The organism is Allobosea sp. FBZP-16 (assembly GCF_002831785.1).
In the GTDB taxonomy this organism is placed as follows: domain Bacteria; phylum Pseudomonadota; class Alphaproteobacteria; order Rhizobiales; family Beijerinckiaceae; genus Allobosea; species Allobosea lupini.
Genome location: NZ_LNCQ01000055.1, coordinates 135,975 through 150,390, shown reverse-complemented (window position 1 = coordinate 150,390; position 14,416 = coordinate 135,975). Strand labels below are relative to the sequence as shown.

Sequence of the window (14,416 nt, the reverse complement as noted above, 5' to 3'; positions counted from 1 at the left end):
CGATCAGCGCAACAAGTCACAGGAAACGTCCATGCTGACCGAAGCCCAGCGCGCGCAGGTGGTGCGCTCCCTGCTCGAGAGCAATCGCACCAAGAAGCAGGGCGAGCGGCCCTCGCAGATGTTCCCGGAGATCGAGATCGCCGATTCCTATGCGATCTCCTCGGCGGTGGCGCAGGAGCGGGTCAAGGCCGGCGCCCGCATCATCGGCCACAAGATCGGCCTGACCTCGAAGGCGATGCAGGCCTCTTCGAAGATCGACGAGCCCGATTACGGCTATCTCTTCGACGACCTTCTCCTGAACGACGGTGCCAAGGTGAAGTTCGAGAACTTTTGCGTGCCGCGCGTCGAGCCGGAGCTGACCTTCATCCTGAAGGAGCCGCTGAAGGGCCCGGGCATCGGGTTGATCGACGTGCTGCGGGCGACCGAGTATGTCGTGCCCTCGATCGAGATCATCGATGCGCGCGTCACCGAGCCGCGCAAGATCTTCGACACGGTCGCCGACAATGGCGCCGCCGCCGGCATCGTGCTGGGCGGGCGGCCGGTCCGGCCTGAAGATGTCGACCTGCGCTGGGTGGGCGCGATCTTCTACCGCAACTCCGAGATCGAGGAGACCGGCCTCGCCGCCGGCGTGCTCGGCCATCCCGCCATGGCGATCGCCTGGCTCGCCAATAAGCTCGCGCCTTTCGACATCACCCTGCAGCCGGGCGACCTGATGCTGTCGGGTTCCTTCACTCGGCCGGTCTGGGCAAACAAGGGCGACACGCTGCATGCCGATTTCGGGCCGCTCGGCAGCGTCTCCGTGCAGTTCGTCTGAAGGATCGCTCGCCAATGGATCTGCCCCGCAACGCCTTCAAGGCCGCGCTCGCCCGCGGCGAACTGCAGATCGGGCTGTGGAGCAGCCTGTGCAGCCCGATCGTCGCCGAGATCATCGGCCATAGCGGTTTCGACTGGATCCTGGTCGACACCGAGCATTCTCCGAACGAGCCACCGGCCGTGCTCGCCCAGCTCCAGGCGCTGCAGGCCGGCACTGCGACGCCGATTGTGCGCCCGGCCTGGAACGATCCGGTGCTGCTGAAGCGCCTGCTCGACATCGGCACGCAGGCCGTGCTGGTGCCCTTCGTCCAGACTGCTGAGGAAGCCGCCAAGGCGGTCGCCGCCTGCCGCTATCCGCCGGCCGGCATCCGCGGCATCACCGTGAGCGGGCGCGGCAGCCGTTATGGCCGCGTGCCCGACTATCTCAAGCGCGCCGATGCCGAGATCTGCGTGCTCGTCCAGGTCGAGACCGGCGAGGCCTTGGCGCAGCTCGAGGCGATCGCCTCGGTCGATGGCGTCGACGGCGTCTTCATCGGCCCGGCCGATCTTTCCGCCTCGCTCGGCCATATCGGCAACCCCGGACATCCCGAAGTCCAGGCCGCCATCAAGGGCGCGGTCGAACGGCTTACGGCCGTCGGCAAGCCGGCCGGCATTCTGACGCCGTCCGAGGCCGATGCACGGCGCTATATCGAATGGGGCTATCGCTTCGTCGCGGTCGGCTCGGATCTCGGCCTGCTGACCAAGCACGCCGACGCGCTGGCGAAGACGTTCCGATAGGCAGCACCCCCATCCTGACGGACATCAGCCTTCCATGCAAAGAGGCCCCGCAGTTGCCTGCGGGGCCTCTTTGCATGAGCGCGATGCGCGCTTTCCTCAATCGTCCCGGAACACCCGCTCATTACGCTCGTGGCGCTCCTGCGCCTCCAGCGAAAGCGTCGCGATCGGGCGGGCTTCCAGGCGCTTCAGCGAGATCGGCTCGCCGGTCTCCTCGCAATAGCCGTAGGAGCCGTCCTCGATGCGGGAGAGCGCGGCGTCGATCTTCGAGATCAGTTTGCGCTGGCGATCGCGGGCGCGCAGCTCGATGGCGCGATCCGTCTCGGAGGAGGCGCGATCGGCGATGTCCGGATGGTTCTCGCTCTCGCTCTGCAAGGTGACCAGGGTCTCCTTGGCCTCCTTGAGAATCTCGTCCTTCCAGGCGAGCAGTTTGCTGCGGAAATACTCCCGCTGCCGCTCGTTCATGAACGGCTCGCTGTCGGAGGGCTTGTAGTCAGGGGCAAGACTAATCTGCTTCGACATGGCAGGCCTTCTGCATGAGCGTTCGATGGCCTCGCCGGCTTTGCCGTGTCGAGGCCGCCGATTTGGCGCCCTTATAGCGATTGGTCACACCGGGAACAATCGCTTTCGCGCAGCCGTGAACAAGCTGGCAAAGCGCTGGAAAATCAGCGCAATCCGGTATCGCAGTGGCGATGCCGGTGCCAGGCCGTGCCGGAGCCTGTCGGGATGGCCGGGTCTGGCCGGAATCGTTGCCCGGCTCTCGATTCTCCGGGCGGGAGCGTGCGGGTCGCCTGGCAGGGTGCATGGCCGGCTCGCGACGCGCTTCGCAGCATCCTGGTGCCGCCGCCGGGACGCGTCAGAACTGGAAGTAGATGAACTCGTAATTGGCGTCGTCGCCGATCTTGAACAGGACCAGCACGAAGAGGATGGCGGTGAGGACGGCGAGCCAGCGCGCCGGCGTCGCCTTGTGCACCGCTGCCCAGGCGGTCGGGCCGATCATCGCGACCGCGATCGCCGGCAGGAAGGCGCGCCATTTGAAGCCGGAGCCGATGGGCGAGAGGCCGAGGAGCCCCTTGTAGATCGCCAGCGCCGCATCGAAGGAGGTGGCGCGGAACAGCACCCAGCAGAGGGCGACGAAGAGGAAGGTCAGCGCCCAGCCGAGCAGCTTGGGCATCGGCAGCCCGGCGCGCCGCCAGAGCACGCCGATGGCGAGCACGACGCCATGCGCCATGCCCCAGGCGACGAAGTTGAGGCCGGCGCCGTGCCAGAGGCCTCCGAGCGCCATGGTGGCGAACAGCGCCCAGAGCTGGAGCGGCAGGCCGTGCCGCGAGCCGCCGAGCGGGATGTAGAGATAGTCGCGCAGGAAGCGCGACAGCGTCATGTGCCAGCGTCGCCAGAAATCCTGCAGGCTGGTCGCGCGATAGGGCACATCGAAGTTCTGCGGCAGCACGATGCCGAAGAGCAGGGCAAGGCCCAGCGCCATGTCGGTGTAGCCGGAGAAGTCGAAATAGATCTGGAAGGTGAAGGCCAGCGTCCCCTGCCAAGCCTGCGCCATGCTGACCACTTCGCCGGCTGCCGCCGCCGCGAAGACCGGATTGGCATAGTCGGAGAGCGGGTCGCCGATCAGCACCTTCTTCGCCAGGCCGATCGTCAGCAGCATGATGCCGCGGGCGATGCGCTCGGCCGCATCGGACCTGAGGTAAGGCCGCTCGTCGAACTGGTGCATGATCTCGCGCCAGCGCACCAGCGGCCCGGCCAGCACCTGGGGGAAGAAGGCGATGTAGAGCGCGTAGCGCACGAGATCGTAGCGCGGGGCTTCGCCGCGGCGCAGATCGGTCAGGTACATCACGTGGTGGAAGGTGAAGAAGGAGATGCCGAGCGGCAGCGCGAGGTCGAGCCTCGTCGTGGGCAATCCCGGAATCATCGCAGCGAGATCGGCGAAGAAGTTGAAGTATTTGAACAGCGCCAGGATCGCAAGATTGATCGCGATGGCGAGCGTGATCAGGCCGCCGGCCCTGGTCTTTTGGAAGGCTTCGGCGATCAGCCAGTTGAGCAGGATCGAGAAGCCGAGCAGCGGCACGAAGCGCCAGTCCCACCAGCCATAGAAGGCGAAAGAGAGCACCGCCAGCAGCGGCAGCCGCCAGGCCGGCGCGAAGCGCTCGACCAGCCAGTGCAGGGCGAGTGCGAGCGGCAGGAAGCCGAGCAGGAAGGCGAAGGAGTTGAACAGCATCGAGCGGGCGAGGGCGGGAGAGCGCCGCCTTAGACGATTATCGCCGCCCTGTCATGGTCAGGACGTCGCACGCCACACTCGCCCGCGCCCGTCGCTCAGATGTTGTCGCCCCTGAGCGCCTCGCAGACGGCCTGCGTTACCTGTGCCGTCGTCGCGGTGCCGCCGAGATCGGGCGTGTGCAGGGCAGGGTCGGCGGTGACGCGCTCGACCGCGCGCATCAGCCGCGCCGCCGCGGCTCTCTCGCCGAGATGCTCCAGCATCATCGCCCCGGTCCAGAAGGTCGCGACCGGGTTGGCGATGCCCTTGCCGGTGATGTCGAAGGCCGAGCCATGGATCGGCTCGAACATCGAGGGCGTCTTGCGCTCGGGGTTGAGATTCGCGGTCGGCGCGATGCCGAGCGAGCCGGCCAGCGCCGCGGCGAGATCGGAGAGGATGTCGGCATGGAGATTGGTCGCGACGATGGTGTCGAGCGTCTCCGGCTTCAACGTCATGCGCATTGTCATCGCGTCGACCAGCATCTTGTCCCAGGCGACATCCGGGAATTCGCGCGCCACTTCGGCGGCGATCTCGTCCCACATCACCATGCCGTGGCGCTGGGCGTTCGACTTGGTGACGACAGTCAGCAGCTTGCGCGGCCGCGAGCGGGCGATCTCGAAGGCGTAGCGGATGATCCGCGTCACGCCGGCGCGGGTGAACATCGCGACATCGGTCGCGACCTCCTCGGGCAGGCCCTTGTGGACGCGCCCGCCGACGCCGGAATACTCGCCCTCGGAGTTCTCGCGCACGATCACCCAGTCGAGCTCGGGGCCTGAAACATGGCGCAGCGGGCTGGTGATCCCCGGCAGGATGCGGGTCGGGCGGACATTGGCGTACTGGTCGAGCGGCTGGCAGATGGCGAGCCTGAGGCCCCAGAGCGTCAGATGGTCGGGAATGTCGGGCGCGCCGACGGCTCCGAAATAGATCGCATCGAACGAGCGGAGCTGGTCTGCCCCGTCGGACGGCATCATCACGCCATGCCTGCGGTAATAGTCGGAGCCCCAGTCGAAGGCCTCGATGTCGAGGCGGAAGCCGCCATCGCGCTCGGCGCAGGCATCCAGGGCCTGGAGCCCGGCGGCGATGACCTCGGGGCCGATCCCGTCCCCGCCGATGGCAGCGATCCTGTGCGTGCGCATGCTTATGTCCGATGCTGTCGTGTTGCTGTGAGAGTTCGGCGCCCTATAGGACGGGACGCCGCCCTGGTGGCTACTGCGCCGTCACGCCGGCATTGCGGATGACCGGCATCCATTTGTCGATCTCGCTGCGGACGAGCTCGGCGAGCGCCGCCGGGGTCTGCCCGGCCTCGTCGGGCAATTCGGCGCCGAGATCGAGGAAGCGCTTGCGCGTCGGCTCGTCCTTGAGCGCGGCGCGGGCGGCGGCGTTCAGCCTGTCCACGATCTCCTTCGGCGTGCCCTTGGGTGCGAACATCGCGTTCCAGCCGGTGGCCTGGAACTGCGGCAGGCCCTGCTCGGCCGAGGTCGGGACATCGGGAATGACCGATAGACGGCTCTTGACCGCGACGACCAGGCCCTTGCCCTCTTTCGCCTGCACGCTCGGAACGATCGCGACGGTCTGGTCGCAGACATAATCGACCTGGCCGCCGAGCAGCGCGTTCAGCGCCGGACCTGAGCCGCGGAAGGGGACGTGCTGCGGCTTGGTCCCGAGCAGCGAGTCGAGGAAGAGGCAGGTCAGATGCGAGGTCGAGCCGACCCCGCCGGAGCCATAGTTCAGCTTCTCGGCATTGGCCTTGAGATAGGTGACGAATTCGCGGAAATCCTTGACCGGCAGGTCCTTCTTGGCGACCACCAGCATCGGCGTCGAGGCCGAGTTCATCACCGGCTCGAAATCGGTACGCGGGTCATAGGCAAGCTTGGGATAGAGCCCGACGCTGGCCGCCTGCGTGCCGAGATTGCCCATCAGCAGCGTGTAGCCGTCCGGCGTCGCCTTCGCGACGCGGGCCGCGCCCGTGGTGCCGCCGGCGCCGGCGACGTTCTCGACCACGACGGACTGGCCGAGCGTGCGGCCCATATGGTCGGCCATCAGCCGGGCGACGATGTCGGTGGTGCCGCCGGCCGCGAAAGGCACGACCAGGGTGATCGCGCGGGTCGGGTAGGGCGCCTGAGCCATCGCCGGAGACGTCGCCGCCAGCCCGAGCGCCAGCGTCAGCAGTATTCGCTTCATCGGTTCTCTCCCTGTGCGAGCGCCGATCGGCGGCGCTTCGATCTGCTCTCCCATTTGTCTTCCATGGAAGTTTGCATGGCTGATCGTCGCGACAGGGATGCGCGCTGTCAAGTTTCCATTCTTGCTTGCATGGAAATAATCAAATGTGCTCAATCGGCCGTGGAGGAACCATGGCCGAGCTTGCGCGTCCCGATATCGTCGAAGTTGGAGCCAGGCGCGGTTCGCTGGTCGACGAGGCCTATGCGGCGCTGAAGCAGGCGATTCGCGACACCGATTTCCCGCCGGGCTATCAGGGCTCTGAGCAGGAGATCGCGGTTCGCCTCGGCATGAGCCGCACGCCGGTGCACGAAGCGATCATCCGCTTGCAGGAGGATGGTCTGGTCCGCGTCCTCTCCAAGCGCGGGGTGCTGATCTGCCCGCTGGCGCCACAGGACATTCGCGAGATCTACGAGGTCGTGATTGCGGTCGAGTCGATGGCGGCCGAGCTGCTGGCGGGGTTGCCGGAGGCGACCCGCGCAACCGCTGCCGACGAACTGGAGGCGGCGACGGCCGCGATGGACGCAACGCTGGCTCAGGGCGACCTGCCGGGCTGGGCCGAAGCCGACGAGCTGTTCCATCGCCTGCTGGTCGAACATTGCGGCAATGGCCGCCTGCGCCGCATCGCCCAGACGGTGACCGACCAGGCCCATCGCGCCCGCATGCTGACGCTGAAGCTGCGTGCCAGGCCCACCGGCTCGGCGCAGGCGCATCGCACGATCATCGCGGCAGTGCGTTCAGGCGATGCGGCGGAGGCACATCGCAGCGCGAGGGGGCACCGCGTCGCCGCCCGCGACGAGATCGTGCCCTTGATCGAGCATATCGGCCTGCGGCAACTTTGAGCCGTCGGCATTCGCCCTGAACGATGCCGCACGCCTGCGGGACCGCCGAATGACGACGGATGCCTTCTTTGCGAAAATCCGGACCTATGCCGCGCTGTCGGAGGCGGCCGAGCGCGCCTGGACTGCCCTTCTGCGACCCAGGCACTATCGAAAGGACGACATCTTCATCAGGGCGGGAGATGTCCCGACCAGCTACGCCTTCGTCGTCGAGGGCCTGTTCTACCAGCACTATGTCGGCCCGGATGGCGACCTGATCGTCAAATACTTCTTTCCGGAGAACCGCATCGCCGCCTCGGTCAGCGCCACGCTGCTGGGCGAGCCGAGCCTGTTCACCATCACCGCGATCGAGGACAGCACGGTCCTCGAATACGACTTCGCGGCCTTCAGGGCGCTCGCCGCGACGTTCCCCGATATCGCCGCCTTCTACATCCGCTACATGGAACGGCACTGGATCATCGAGAAGGAGCCGGGCGAGATCTCGTTCCGACACGATGATGCCATGAAGCGCTATCGCGACTTCATCCGCCGCGAGCCGGAACTGCACCGGCGGCTGAAACAGCACCACATCGCTGCCTGGCTCGGCATCACTCCGGAAAGCCTCAGCCGCCTGCGGCGCGCCATCGCCTACGGCCGGATGGAGCGCGGCTGAGGCGTTTTCTTACCAAACATCAATTCGCCGGCGCCGCATCGCCCCTAGCACTCGCCATCAAGCAGCCGGGATGACGGTCATCGCGGCGCTTGTCGGACAGAGCGTGGCGCGCAGCGCGACGCTCGCGGGAGATGGCAAATGGTCAAGATGATTTTCGTGAACCTGCCGGTGGCGGAACTGGCGCGTGCCAGGGCCTTCTACGAGGCGCTGGGCTTCGTCAACAACCCCCAGTTCAGCGACGAAGGCTCCGCCTGCATGGTCTGGAGCGAGGCGATCCATGTGATGCTGCTTGCCCATGCCAAATGGCAGGGCTTCACCAGCCGCCCGATTCCGCCGGCGGGCATGAGCGAGGTGATGCTGGCGGTCTCCTGCGAGAGCCGCGAGGCGGTCGACCGGATGAACGAGGCGGCGGCCAGCCATGGCGGCACCGCCGACGTCAATCCACAGCAGGATCTCGGCTTCCTGTTCAATCGCAGCCTGGCCGACCCCGACGGCCATGTCTGGGAGGCCGTGTGGATGGATCCGGCGGCGATCCCAGCGGGCTGAGACGCAGGTTCGCTCTTGTAAGGACCTTCCAATAGCCAAACCGGTCGAAAAGCCCGGCGGGGGACCGCCGGGCTTCTTTCAATCCGGTGCCAGGCGGCCGGTGAACAAGTCGCATCACCGCGGCTTGAAGTCCGCCCATCGCTTGTCCCGCTCAGCCGCATAGGCCTCGTCGAGGGTCGAGGTGAGATCGTCGCGGCGCATCACCTCGCCGCAGTTCTGGCAGGTCGGTCCAAGGCCAGGGTCGGCACCGCACGGATTGTGCACATAGCGGACCGCGACCTTCTCCTCGCCGGATTTGAGCCAGGTCTCGCCCCAGGCCCGCAGCGCCAGCAGGACAGGATGAAACGCCAGGCCCATGGGGGTCAGGACGTATTCGTGCCGGAGCGGCCGCGTGCTGTAGGCGCGCCGCTCCAGCAAGCCCAGCGTCTCCAGCTTCTTCAGCCGGGTCGCCAGCATCTGCGGGGTAACGTCGGCCTGGCACTGCAGCTGCTCGAAGCGGCCATTCCCCATGAACAGCTCCCGCAGGATCACCACGGTGAAGCGATCCCCGACGAGCGCCTGGGCGCGTGCGACCGGACAGAGCGTCTGATCGGCCCCCGATGCTCCGGCTTCCATCGTGCAGCTATCCATCGGTCGCTCCCAATATGAAAACCATAGGGATCAAGGTCGGCTTGGCAATACATCAGCCAACAATCGCGGGCTCGCTCGCAGCCATCGTCCATGCGAGGGCGCAGCTCGGCACTGGACACTGCGCAGCGCTGTCCATGCGCTGCGAAGCTGCGCCTCACAGGATGCGGTACATCCGATGATCGATGCGGCCCTGACCGTATTCGCCGTAGCCGACGGTGACGATGCCGCAAAGCCAGGCATAGCGCTCGTCCGACGTCTCGAACCTGGGCGTCGGGCGCACATAGCTCTCGTCGAAGGATATCCGCTCGCCCCTGGCCAGGCGCTGACGGCCATCCGCCGGGAATTTGAGGAGGCCGTGCGACTCGTAGTGGATGAGAACGCCATCATCGGTGCGCAGGGTTGCGCGGACATCCATGCGGCTGATGCCGTCGGCGCCGAGGGAGACCCAGTCGCCGCCGCCCGGCAGCATCTGGCCACGCAGCCGAGGCCCTTCAAGGCGGCCGCCCTTGACCACGAAGGTCAAGCGCGTGCCGACCGGCGTCGGGATCACCTGGCCGATTTCCAGATCGATGCTGAGATCGAACAGGTGCTCGACCGGCAGCGCGTCGACCAGCGGCCGATCGAACAACGGCGCCACGCGGTCGGCGGCAGATGCTTCTTGGTTCATGGCCGTGTCCATCATGCCGCTTCGAACGCCGCCTTGACCTCAGCGAAATTGAAGAAGGTGTCCTTGCTCCTGACGAGCCCGTTGTGGTCGACCTCGACGACATCAAGGGCTCGGAAGCCTCGGCGATCCTTCCCGTCCGGCTTGAACGTCAGCGTCCAGTCGAGCGTCCAGTGACGGTCACCGAGCAAGAGCCGGTGCGTCTCCACGCCGAACTCGGGGTAACGCTGGAAAACCTGCGAGAACTCGGCGCGCAGTGCATCGCGACCTCGAACTTGGCCGACACGGCCATGGGCCTGGAAGGTGGAGTCCTCGGCATGCAGGGCGAGGATGGCATCGACATCATGGGACTTCCAGGCAGCCGCGTATCGCTCCGCGATCTCCGCAACGTTCAAATCGGCATGTGTGGACAAGGCGTCCTCCGGGGTTCGAGCGCGGGCGTCCGCGCTCCAGAACGCTACCTATGATTTTCATAGAATCAAGTGACTATGAAAAGAAAAGTAAATGTCGGCCGACCGCGGACGCGCGTTTCGGACCGTGGCGCTGGCGTGCGCGACATGGCATCGGCTAGCCGGACTGGGACCGCCTCAGGCGTGGCGCTCAGCTTGCGGCCAGCAAGGAGCGAAGCCTCTGCCAGCTTCGCCGCAGTGGTTCGGAGGTCTGCGAGGCCTTCGCCATCGTGATTCCGCCCGTGAATGTCGCCACGACGAGCGCTGCGAGGCCGGCGGCGTCGCCGGGCCCGGCCGGGTCTTCGGAAGCGCGATGGGGAAGGCGCTCGGCTATGACCGCGCGCCATCGCGCATAGATCGCATCCATTTCCAGCCTGAGATCGTCGTCCTGCCGCGAGAGTTCGACGGCCAGGTTCCCGAGCGGGCAGCCGGACACCTTGCCGTTGGCGTCCAGCTCGTCGAGCACCGACAAGAACACCGCATCGAGGCCGGCAATGGCGCTGGGTGCGCGGCGGAGCGGATCGATCCAGGTGGCTTCGATCGACGCTGCGACACGCTCGCGAATGACGGCGAGGCCCAATGCTTTCTTCGTCGGAAAATGATGCGAGAAAGCCCCGCCGGACACACCCATTGCGGCCTTCACGTCGCCGATCGAGGTCGAGCCGAAGCCATGGACGGTGAACGCCTCGAACGCCTGGTCGATGATCGCGTTGCGCAGGCCATCGGGATCGTTGCGCTGTGCTCGGCGTCCCATGCCCTTCTCCCGTTCGTCCGATATCGAGCTCTCCGAAAAATAGGCGATTGACAAAACAGGTCAACTGTCCTGTAAAACAGGACAAATGACCTGTTTGGAGGAATCCGGTGTCGATCCTTTTCGAGCTGCGGCGCTATCGGCTGAAGCCGGGCGCTTTCGACGAGCTGCTCACCCTCTTCGAGCGCGAGTTCGTCCACACCCAGGAAGCTGTCGGAATGGACGTCCCAGCGATTTACCGCGACATCGGCGATCCAGACGCCTTCGTCTGGCTCCGCTCGTTCGAGAGCATCGATGCGCGCGCACAAGCTCTCGCAACCTTCTACACCGGCGACGTCTGGAACCGTTTCGGCCCTGCGGCGAATGCGACGATGGTCAACTCGGACAATGTGCTGCTGCTTGCTCCCGGCAGGCTCGATCCGGCACTGCTCCCAAGATCCGGCGCCGACCGAGAAGACGCATCGGGCACGGCCGGAAAAGGTCTGATCACCATCTCGATCTGCTCACTCGCCCCCGGCCGCGAGCAGGAATTCGCGATCTTTTTCGAGACAGAGGCGAGACCGCTCCTCGAGCAGGCGGGCGCCAGGATCGACGCGACCTTCGTCACCGCAGCAGAGAGGAATTCGTTTCCCCGGCTCCCCGTGCGCGAAGGCGAACCCGTGTTTGTCTGGATCGCGGCCTTTGCGGACGCGGCGGCCGAAACAGCCTATCAGTCCAGGCTCGAGCAGGCAGCAGCGTGGCGGGAGACGGTGTTTCCCGCTCTGGACCGACGGCTATGGCGCCCGATCGAGACGGCGCGGCTCATCCCCACCGGGCGCTCGCGCCATCGCTGGAAGGCGATGCCCAGCTCACGGGCGGCGCAGGTGAGAATAAGTGGCTAGCGGCTGGGCCTGCGCTGCGGCGACGACGATGTTCGTGTGGCCGGACAATACCTGCGCCACCGCTTCGATGGACAGCCGCAGGGGGGGCGAGTTTTTCCCCGTCTCCGTGCGATGCCTGCGCCGGCTCGGCTTCGATAGCCGCGGCGGCATCGCGAGACCCGCGGTGATGCCGCTCGGCTGCAGAAAGATGTCCCGATGAAGCTGCCCCAGCGGCGCCTCGGGCCAGGTGATGGACCGGCTGCGTCGCACTGGCGGACCGCGCAGGCTGGAGAGAATCTCTTTGCGGATCGATACAAGGACGCCCGGATCCAACAACGCTCTCCTCGATTCAATCAATCGATTGATTAAATTGAGAAGCCATGCTATCGGCCTCGCCATGGCACGTACATCCATTCTCAAGGACGCCGAGGGCACGCGGCAGGCGCTGATCCGCGCCGGGCTCGACCTGTTCGGCCGCAATGGCTTCGATGCGACCTCGACGCGTGAGATCGCCCAGGCGGCGAAGGTCAACAGCGCCGGCATCGCCTATCATTTCGGCGGCAAGGATGGGCTCAGGCAGGCCTGCGCCGAGGCGATCATCGCCCGGATGCAGGCCGTGCTGGCAGGTGGGGCTCCCACGGTCTCGATCACGATCGATGCGGCGGATCGCGACGTCGCCACCGAGCAGCTGCTTGCGCTGATCGACCGGGTCGTCGCCTTCCTGACGACGGTTCCGGAGAGCGAGGTCGTCGCTCGCTTCGTCGTGCGCGAGATGCTGACGCCGAGCCCGGCCTTCGAGACGATCTATGGCGGACTGTTCGAACCGGTGCATCGCCGGGTCTGCAAGGTCTGGGCTGCAGCGACGGGTATGGACCCGGAGGCGCCGGCAACCAAGCTCGCCGTCTTCGCCGCGATCGGCCAGGTCTTCTATTTCCGCATCGCGCGGCCGGCGGTCACCCGGCGCCTGGGCTGGGACGCGATCGGCCCGGAGGAGGCGCGCGCCATAGCCGAAACCGTCAGGCGCTCGGTTCGCGCCAGCATCCTCGCCTGCAGGGGAGAGGCGTCATGATTCTCGATTTCATCTGCTCCTTCGCCATCGCCGCTTCGCTCGGAATCTGCGCGCCGCCGACCACTCGCGTCGTCGGCTATGTCGAGGGCGAATATGTCCGCCTCGGCCCGATCGACACGGCGCGGATCGAGAACGTCTCGGTCCGCCGCGGCGAGCGCGTCGCGCCCGGTGCGCTGCTTGCCGAACTGCAGGCCGACGATGCCCGCAACGCCGTCGCCGAGAGCGAGGCGCGGCTGGTGCAGGCGCAGGCGCAACTCGCCAACCTGCTCAGCGGCAAAAGGCCGGAGGAGATCGCGGTGATCGAGGCGACAGCCGTCTCCGCCAAGGCGCAGGAGCGCGAGGCCGAGCGGGCGCTGGAGCGGCGGCAGGATCTCTTCCGGCGCGGCGTCTCGACCCAGGCCGATCTCGATCAGGCCCAGACCGCGCGCGACGTCGCCGCGGCGAATGTGCGCCAGAGCGCCGCCAATCTCGCCGTCGCCCGGCTGGCGGCGCGCGAAGAGGAGATCAAGGCGGCGCAGAACCAGGTGGCGCAGGCGCAGGCCGCGCTCGACCAGGCGAAATGGCGGCTCGGCCAGCGCAAGCTGACGGCGCCGGGGGCAGGCATCGTCACCGACCTCATCCGCCATCCCGGCGAGCTCGCCGGCCCGTCGGCGCCGGCGTTGACGATCCTGCCCGACGGTGCGGTCAAGCTGATGCTCTACGTGCCGGAGGCACTGCTGTTCGGCACCAGCGTCGGCACGCAGCTCGACGTGCGCTGCTCGGGCTGTCCGCACGGGATGGCGGCCACCGTGTCCTATGTCTCGCAGGAGCCGGAATTCACCCCGCCGGTGATCTATTCGGCCGAAACGCGGCAGAAGCTGGTCTATCTCGTCGAGGCGCGGCCCGAGGGCGCCCCTGCGACGCGGCTCCAGCCTGGGCAGATCGTCGACGTCATGCTGCGGGGGCGGCGGTGAGCGAGCGCAACGTCATCGACGTGCGCGGCCTGACCAAGCGCTTCGGCAAGCGCACGGTCGTCGACAATGTCGATCTCGCGGTCAGGGAAGGCGAGATCGTCGGCTTCCTCGGTCCGAACGGCTCCGGCAAGACCACGACGATCCGGCTGATCTGCGGGTTGCTGACCCCCGATGCCGGCGAGGGGAAGGTGCTGGGCCTCGATGTCAGGACGCAGAGCGCGCAGATCAAGCTCCAGGTCGGCTACATGACCCAGAAGTTCTCGTTCTACGAGGACCTGACGATCGAGGAGAACCTGACCTTCGTCGCCCGGCTCTATGCGCTGAAGCCAGTCGAGGATGCCGTGGCGCGCACGCTCGACAGTCTCGGCCTGACCTCGCGCAAGGACCAGCTCGCCGGCACGCTGTCGGGGGGCTGGAAGCAGCGCCTCGCACTCGCCGCCTGCATTATGCACCAGCCGAAGCTGCTTTTGCTCGACGAGCCGACCGCCGGCGTCGACCCCAAGGCGCGGCGCGAGTTCTGGGATGAGATTCACCGCCTCGCCGGCGACGGGCTGACCGTGCTGGTCTCGACCCATTACATGGACGAGGCCGAGCGCTGCCACCGCATCGGCTACATCGCCTATGGCCGCATGCTGGCGACCGGCACGGTCGACGAGGTGGTGAAAGGCTCGGGCCTATCGACCTATGTCGTCCATGGCGCACTGAAGCCGGCCGACATCGCCGAATTGGCAAAGAGCGATGGCGTCGAGCAGGTCGCGCCCTTCGGGACGACATTGCACGTTGTCGGCACCGACAAGGCTAGGCTCGAAGCCGCGCTGGCGCATCTCAAGGACCGTCCCGGCATCCGTGTCGAGCCCGACGCGACCAGTCTGGAGGACGTCTTCATCCAGTTCATGGCGAAGTCCCAGGCCGAGGGGAGGGCGGCATGAGTAC

At 66.6% G+C, this 14,416-nt stretch carries 18 protein-coding genes; 9 read left to right on the top strand and 9 right to left on the bottom strand.

All coding sequences use genetic code 11. The annotated features are described in order from the left end of the window. The first annotated feature begins 31 nt into the window (after nucleotides 1-31). Together hpaH and CXY91_RS27465 are read left to right on the top strand one after the other, a co-directional pair. Entirely contained in the window at nucleotides 32-814 is a 783-nt protein-coding gene (gene hpaH, locus CXY91_RS27470; RefSeq protein WP_100965096.1) for a 2-oxo-hept-4-ene-1,7-dioate hydratase, read from the top strand. A gap of 14 nt (nucleotides 815-828) precedes the next feature. Continuing rightward, nucleotides 829-1,590 (top strand): HpcH/HpaI aldolase family protein, encoded by a 762-nt coding sequence (locus CXY91_RS27465; protein ID WP_100965094.1) that lies wholly within the window; start codon nucleotides 829-831, stop codon nucleotides 1,588-1,590. A 96-nt stretch (nucleotides 1,591-1,686) separates the two neighbouring features. On the opposite strand, the gene dksA is transcribed toward CXY91_RS27465, so the two are convergent. The 4 genes from dksA to CXY91_RS27445 all read right to left on the bottom strand — a co-directional run bounded on the left by dksA (nucleotide 1,687) and on the right by CXY91_RS27445 (nucleotide 6,034). Further along, the gene (dksA, locus tag CXY91_RS27460; protein ID WP_091840932.1) at nucleotides 1,687-2,109 is read right to left on the bottom strand and encodes an RNA polymerase-binding protein DksA; all 423 of its coding nucleotides are present in this window, start codon (nucleotides 2,107-2,109) and stop codon (nucleotides 1,687-1,689) included. Between the two features lie 334 nt (nucleotides 2,110-2,443). After that, nucleotides 2,444-3,817 carry an MBOAT family O-acyltransferase gene (locus tag CXY91_RS27455; protein ID WP_100965092.1) on the bottom strand — a complete coding sequence of 458 codons (1,374 nt, stop codon included), beginning with the start codon at nucleotides 3,815-3,817 and terminating at the stop codon, nucleotides 2,444-2,446. Nucleotides 3,818-3,912: 95 nt separating this feature from the next. Beyond that, entirely contained in the window at nucleotides 3,913-4,989 is a 1,077-nt protein-coding gene (locus CXY91_RS27450) for a tartrate dehydrogenase (RefSeq protein ID WP_199777582.1), read from the bottom strand. Between the two features lie 70 nt (nucleotides 4,990-5,059). Continuing rightward, nucleotides 5,060-6,034, bottom strand: coding sequence for a tripartite tricarboxylate transporter substrate-binding protein (locus CXY91_RS27445; protein WP_100965088.1), 975 nt, complete (start codon nucleotides 6,032-6,034; stop codon nucleotides 5,060-5,062). A gap of 170 nt (nucleotides 6,035-6,204) precedes the next feature. Here CXY91_RS27445 and CXY91_RS27440 point away from each other — a divergent pair, with 170 nt between their 5' ends. The 3 genes from CXY91_RS27440 to CXY91_RS27430 all read left to right on the top strand — a co-directional run bounded on the left by CXY91_RS27440 (nucleotide 6,205) and on the right by CXY91_RS27430 (nucleotide 8,107). Next, a complete protein-coding gene (locus CXY91_RS27440) occupies nucleotides 6,205-6,912 on the top strand; it encodes a GntR family transcriptional regulator (RefSeq protein ID WP_248307660.1) in 708 nt (235 codons plus the stop codon). Nucleotides 6,913-6,961: 49 nt separating this feature from the next. After that, complete coding sequence (locus CXY91_RS27435) at nucleotides 6,962-7,561, top strand: Crp/Fnr family transcriptional regulator (protein WP_100965084.1); 600 nt, start codon at nucleotides 6,962-6,964, stop codon at nucleotides 7,559-7,561. Between the two features lie 138 nt (nucleotides 7,562-7,699). Then, nucleotides 7,700-8,107 carry a VOC family protein gene (locus CXY91_RS27430; protein WP_100965082.1) on the top strand — a complete coding sequence of 136 codons (408 nt, stop codon included), beginning with the start codon at nucleotides 7,700-7,702 and terminating at the stop codon, nucleotides 8,105-8,107. A gap of 114 nt (nucleotides 8,108-8,221) precedes the next feature. Here CXY91_RS27430 and CXY91_RS27425 read toward each other — a convergent pair whose 3' ends face one another. The 4 genes from CXY91_RS27425 to CXY91_RS27410 all read right to left on the bottom strand — a co-directional run bounded on the left by CXY91_RS27425 (nucleotide 8,222) and on the right by CXY91_RS27410 (nucleotide 10,658). Then, nucleotides 8,222-8,737, bottom strand: coding sequence for a winged helix-turn-helix transcriptional regulator (locus CXY91_RS27425; protein WP_091840944.1), 516 nt, complete (start codon nucleotides 8,735-8,737; stop codon nucleotides 8,222-8,224). A 154-nt stretch (nucleotides 8,738-8,891) separates the two neighbouring features. Beyond that, nucleotides 8,892-9,404, bottom strand: coding sequence for a DUF3237 domain-containing protein (locus CXY91_RS27420; protein ID WP_100965175.1), 513 nt, complete (start codon nucleotides 9,402-9,404; stop codon nucleotides 8,892-8,894). Nucleotides 9,405-9,415: 11 nt separating this feature from the next. Then, nucleotides 9,416-9,814, bottom strand: a complete 399-nt coding sequence (locus tag CXY91_RS27415) for a nuclear transport factor 2 family protein (protein WP_100965080.1) — start codon at nucleotides 9,812-9,814, stop codon at nucleotides 9,416-9,418. A 187-nt stretch (nucleotides 9,815-10,001) separates the two neighbouring features. Next, nucleotides 10,002-10,658 (bottom strand): TetR/AcrR family transcriptional regulator, encoded by a 657-nt coding sequence (locus tag CXY91_RS27410; protein WP_199777581.1) that lies wholly within the window; start codon nucleotides 10,656-10,658, stop codon nucleotides 10,002-10,004. 53 nt (nucleotides 10,659-10,711) lie between these two features. On the opposite strand from CXY91_RS27410, the gene CXY91_RS27405 reads away from it, so the two are divergent. Next, nucleotides 10,712-11,482 carry an NIPSNAP family protein gene (locus tag CXY91_RS27405; protein WP_100965076.1) on the top strand — a complete coding sequence of 257 codons (771 nt, stop codon included), beginning with the start codon at nucleotides 10,712-10,714 and terminating at the stop codon, nucleotides 11,480-11,482. Here the strand turns inward: CXY91_RS27405 and CXY91_RS27400 are convergent. Continuing rightward, a complete protein-coding gene (locus CXY91_RS27400) occupies nucleotides 11,450-11,794 on the bottom strand; it encodes a hypothetical protein (protein WP_100965074.1) in 345 nt (114 codons plus the stop codon). The two genes, CXY91_RS27405 and CXY91_RS27400, sit on opposite strands and share 33 nt — an antisense overlap. 64 nt (nucleotides 11,795-11,858) lie before the next feature. Between CXY91_RS27400 and CXY91_RS27395 the strand changes: the two genes are divergently transcribed. The 3 genes from CXY91_RS27395 to CXY91_RS27385 are packed head-to-tail and all read left to right on the top strand — an operon-like array spanning nucleotide 11,859 to nucleotide 14,412. Next, nucleotides 11,859-12,530: a CerR family C-terminal domain-containing protein gene (locus tag CXY91_RS27395; RefSeq protein ID WP_100965072.1), complete on the top strand. Its 672-nt coding sequence runs from the start codon at nucleotides 11,859-11,861 to the stop codon at nucleotides 12,528-12,530. Then, nucleotides 12,527-13,483: an HlyD family secretion protein gene (locus CXY91_RS31055; RefSeq protein ID WP_100965070.1), complete on the top strand. Its 957-nt coding sequence runs from the start codon at nucleotides 12,527-12,529 to the stop codon at nucleotides 13,481-13,483. Before CXY91_RS27395 ends, CXY91_RS31055 begins: the two co-directional genes overlap by 4 nt. Continuing rightward, a complete protein-coding gene (locus CXY91_RS27385; protein WP_100965068.1) occupies nucleotides 13,480-14,412 on the top strand; it encodes an ABC transporter ATP-binding protein in 933 nt (310 codons plus the stop codon). Before CXY91_RS31055 ends, CXY91_RS27385 begins: the two co-directional genes overlap by 4 nt. The last annotated feature ends 4 nt before the right edge of the window (nucleotides 14,413-14,416 follow it).

Bases quoted from the DNA above. Each gene is read 5' to 3' on its own strand.
- hpaH (WP_100965096.1), top strand. From the start codon at position 32: ATGCTGACCGAAGCCCAGCGCGCGCAGGTGGTGCGCTCCCTGCTCGAG.
- CXY91_RS27465 (WP_100965094.1), top strand. From the start codon at position 829: ATGGATCTGCCCCGCAACGCCTTCAAGGCCGCGCTCGCCCGCGGCGAA.
- dksA (WP_091840932.1), bottom strand. From the start codon at position 2,109: ATGTCGAAGCAGATTAGTCTTGCCCCTGACTACAAGCCCTCCGACAGC.
- CXY91_RS27455 (WP_100965092.1), bottom strand. From the start codon at position 3,817: ATGCTGTTCAACTCCTTCGCCTTCCTGCTCGGCTTCCTGCCGCTCGCA.
- CXY91_RS27450 (WP_199777582.1), bottom strand. From the start codon at position 4,989: ATGCGCACGCACAGGATCGCTGCCATCGGCGGGGACGGGATCGGCCCC.
- CXY91_RS27445 (WP_100965088.1), bottom strand. From the start codon at position 6,034: ATGAAGCGAATACTGCTGACGCTGGCGCTCGGGCTGGCGGCGACGTCT.
- CXY91_RS27440 (WP_248307660.1), top strand. From the start codon at position 6,205: ATGGCCGAGCTTGCGCGTCCCGATATCGTCGAAGTTGGAGCCAGGCGC.
- CXY91_RS27435 (WP_100965084.1), top strand. From the start codon at position 6,962: ATGACGACGGATGCCTTCTTTGCGAAAATCCGGACCTATGCCGCGCTG.
- CXY91_RS27430 (WP_100965082.1), top strand. From the start codon at position 7,700: ATGGTCAAGATGATTTTCGTGAACCTGCCGGTGGCGGAACTGGCGCGT.
- CXY91_RS27425 (WP_091840944.1), bottom strand. From the start codon at position 8,737: ATGGATAGCTGCACGATGGAAGCCGGAGCATCGGGGGCCGATCAGACG.
- CXY91_RS27420 (WP_100965175.1), bottom strand. From the start codon at position 9,404: ATGAACCAAGAAGCATCTGCCGCCGACCGCGTGGCGCCGTTGTTCGAT.
- CXY91_RS27395 (WP_100965072.1), top strand. From the start codon at position 11,859: ATGGCACGTACATCCATTCTCAAGGACGCCGAGGGCACGCGGCAGGCG.
- CXY91_RS31055 (WP_100965070.1), top strand. From the start codon at position 12,527: ATGATTCTCGATTTCATCTGCTCCTTCGCCATCGCCGCTTCGCTCGGA.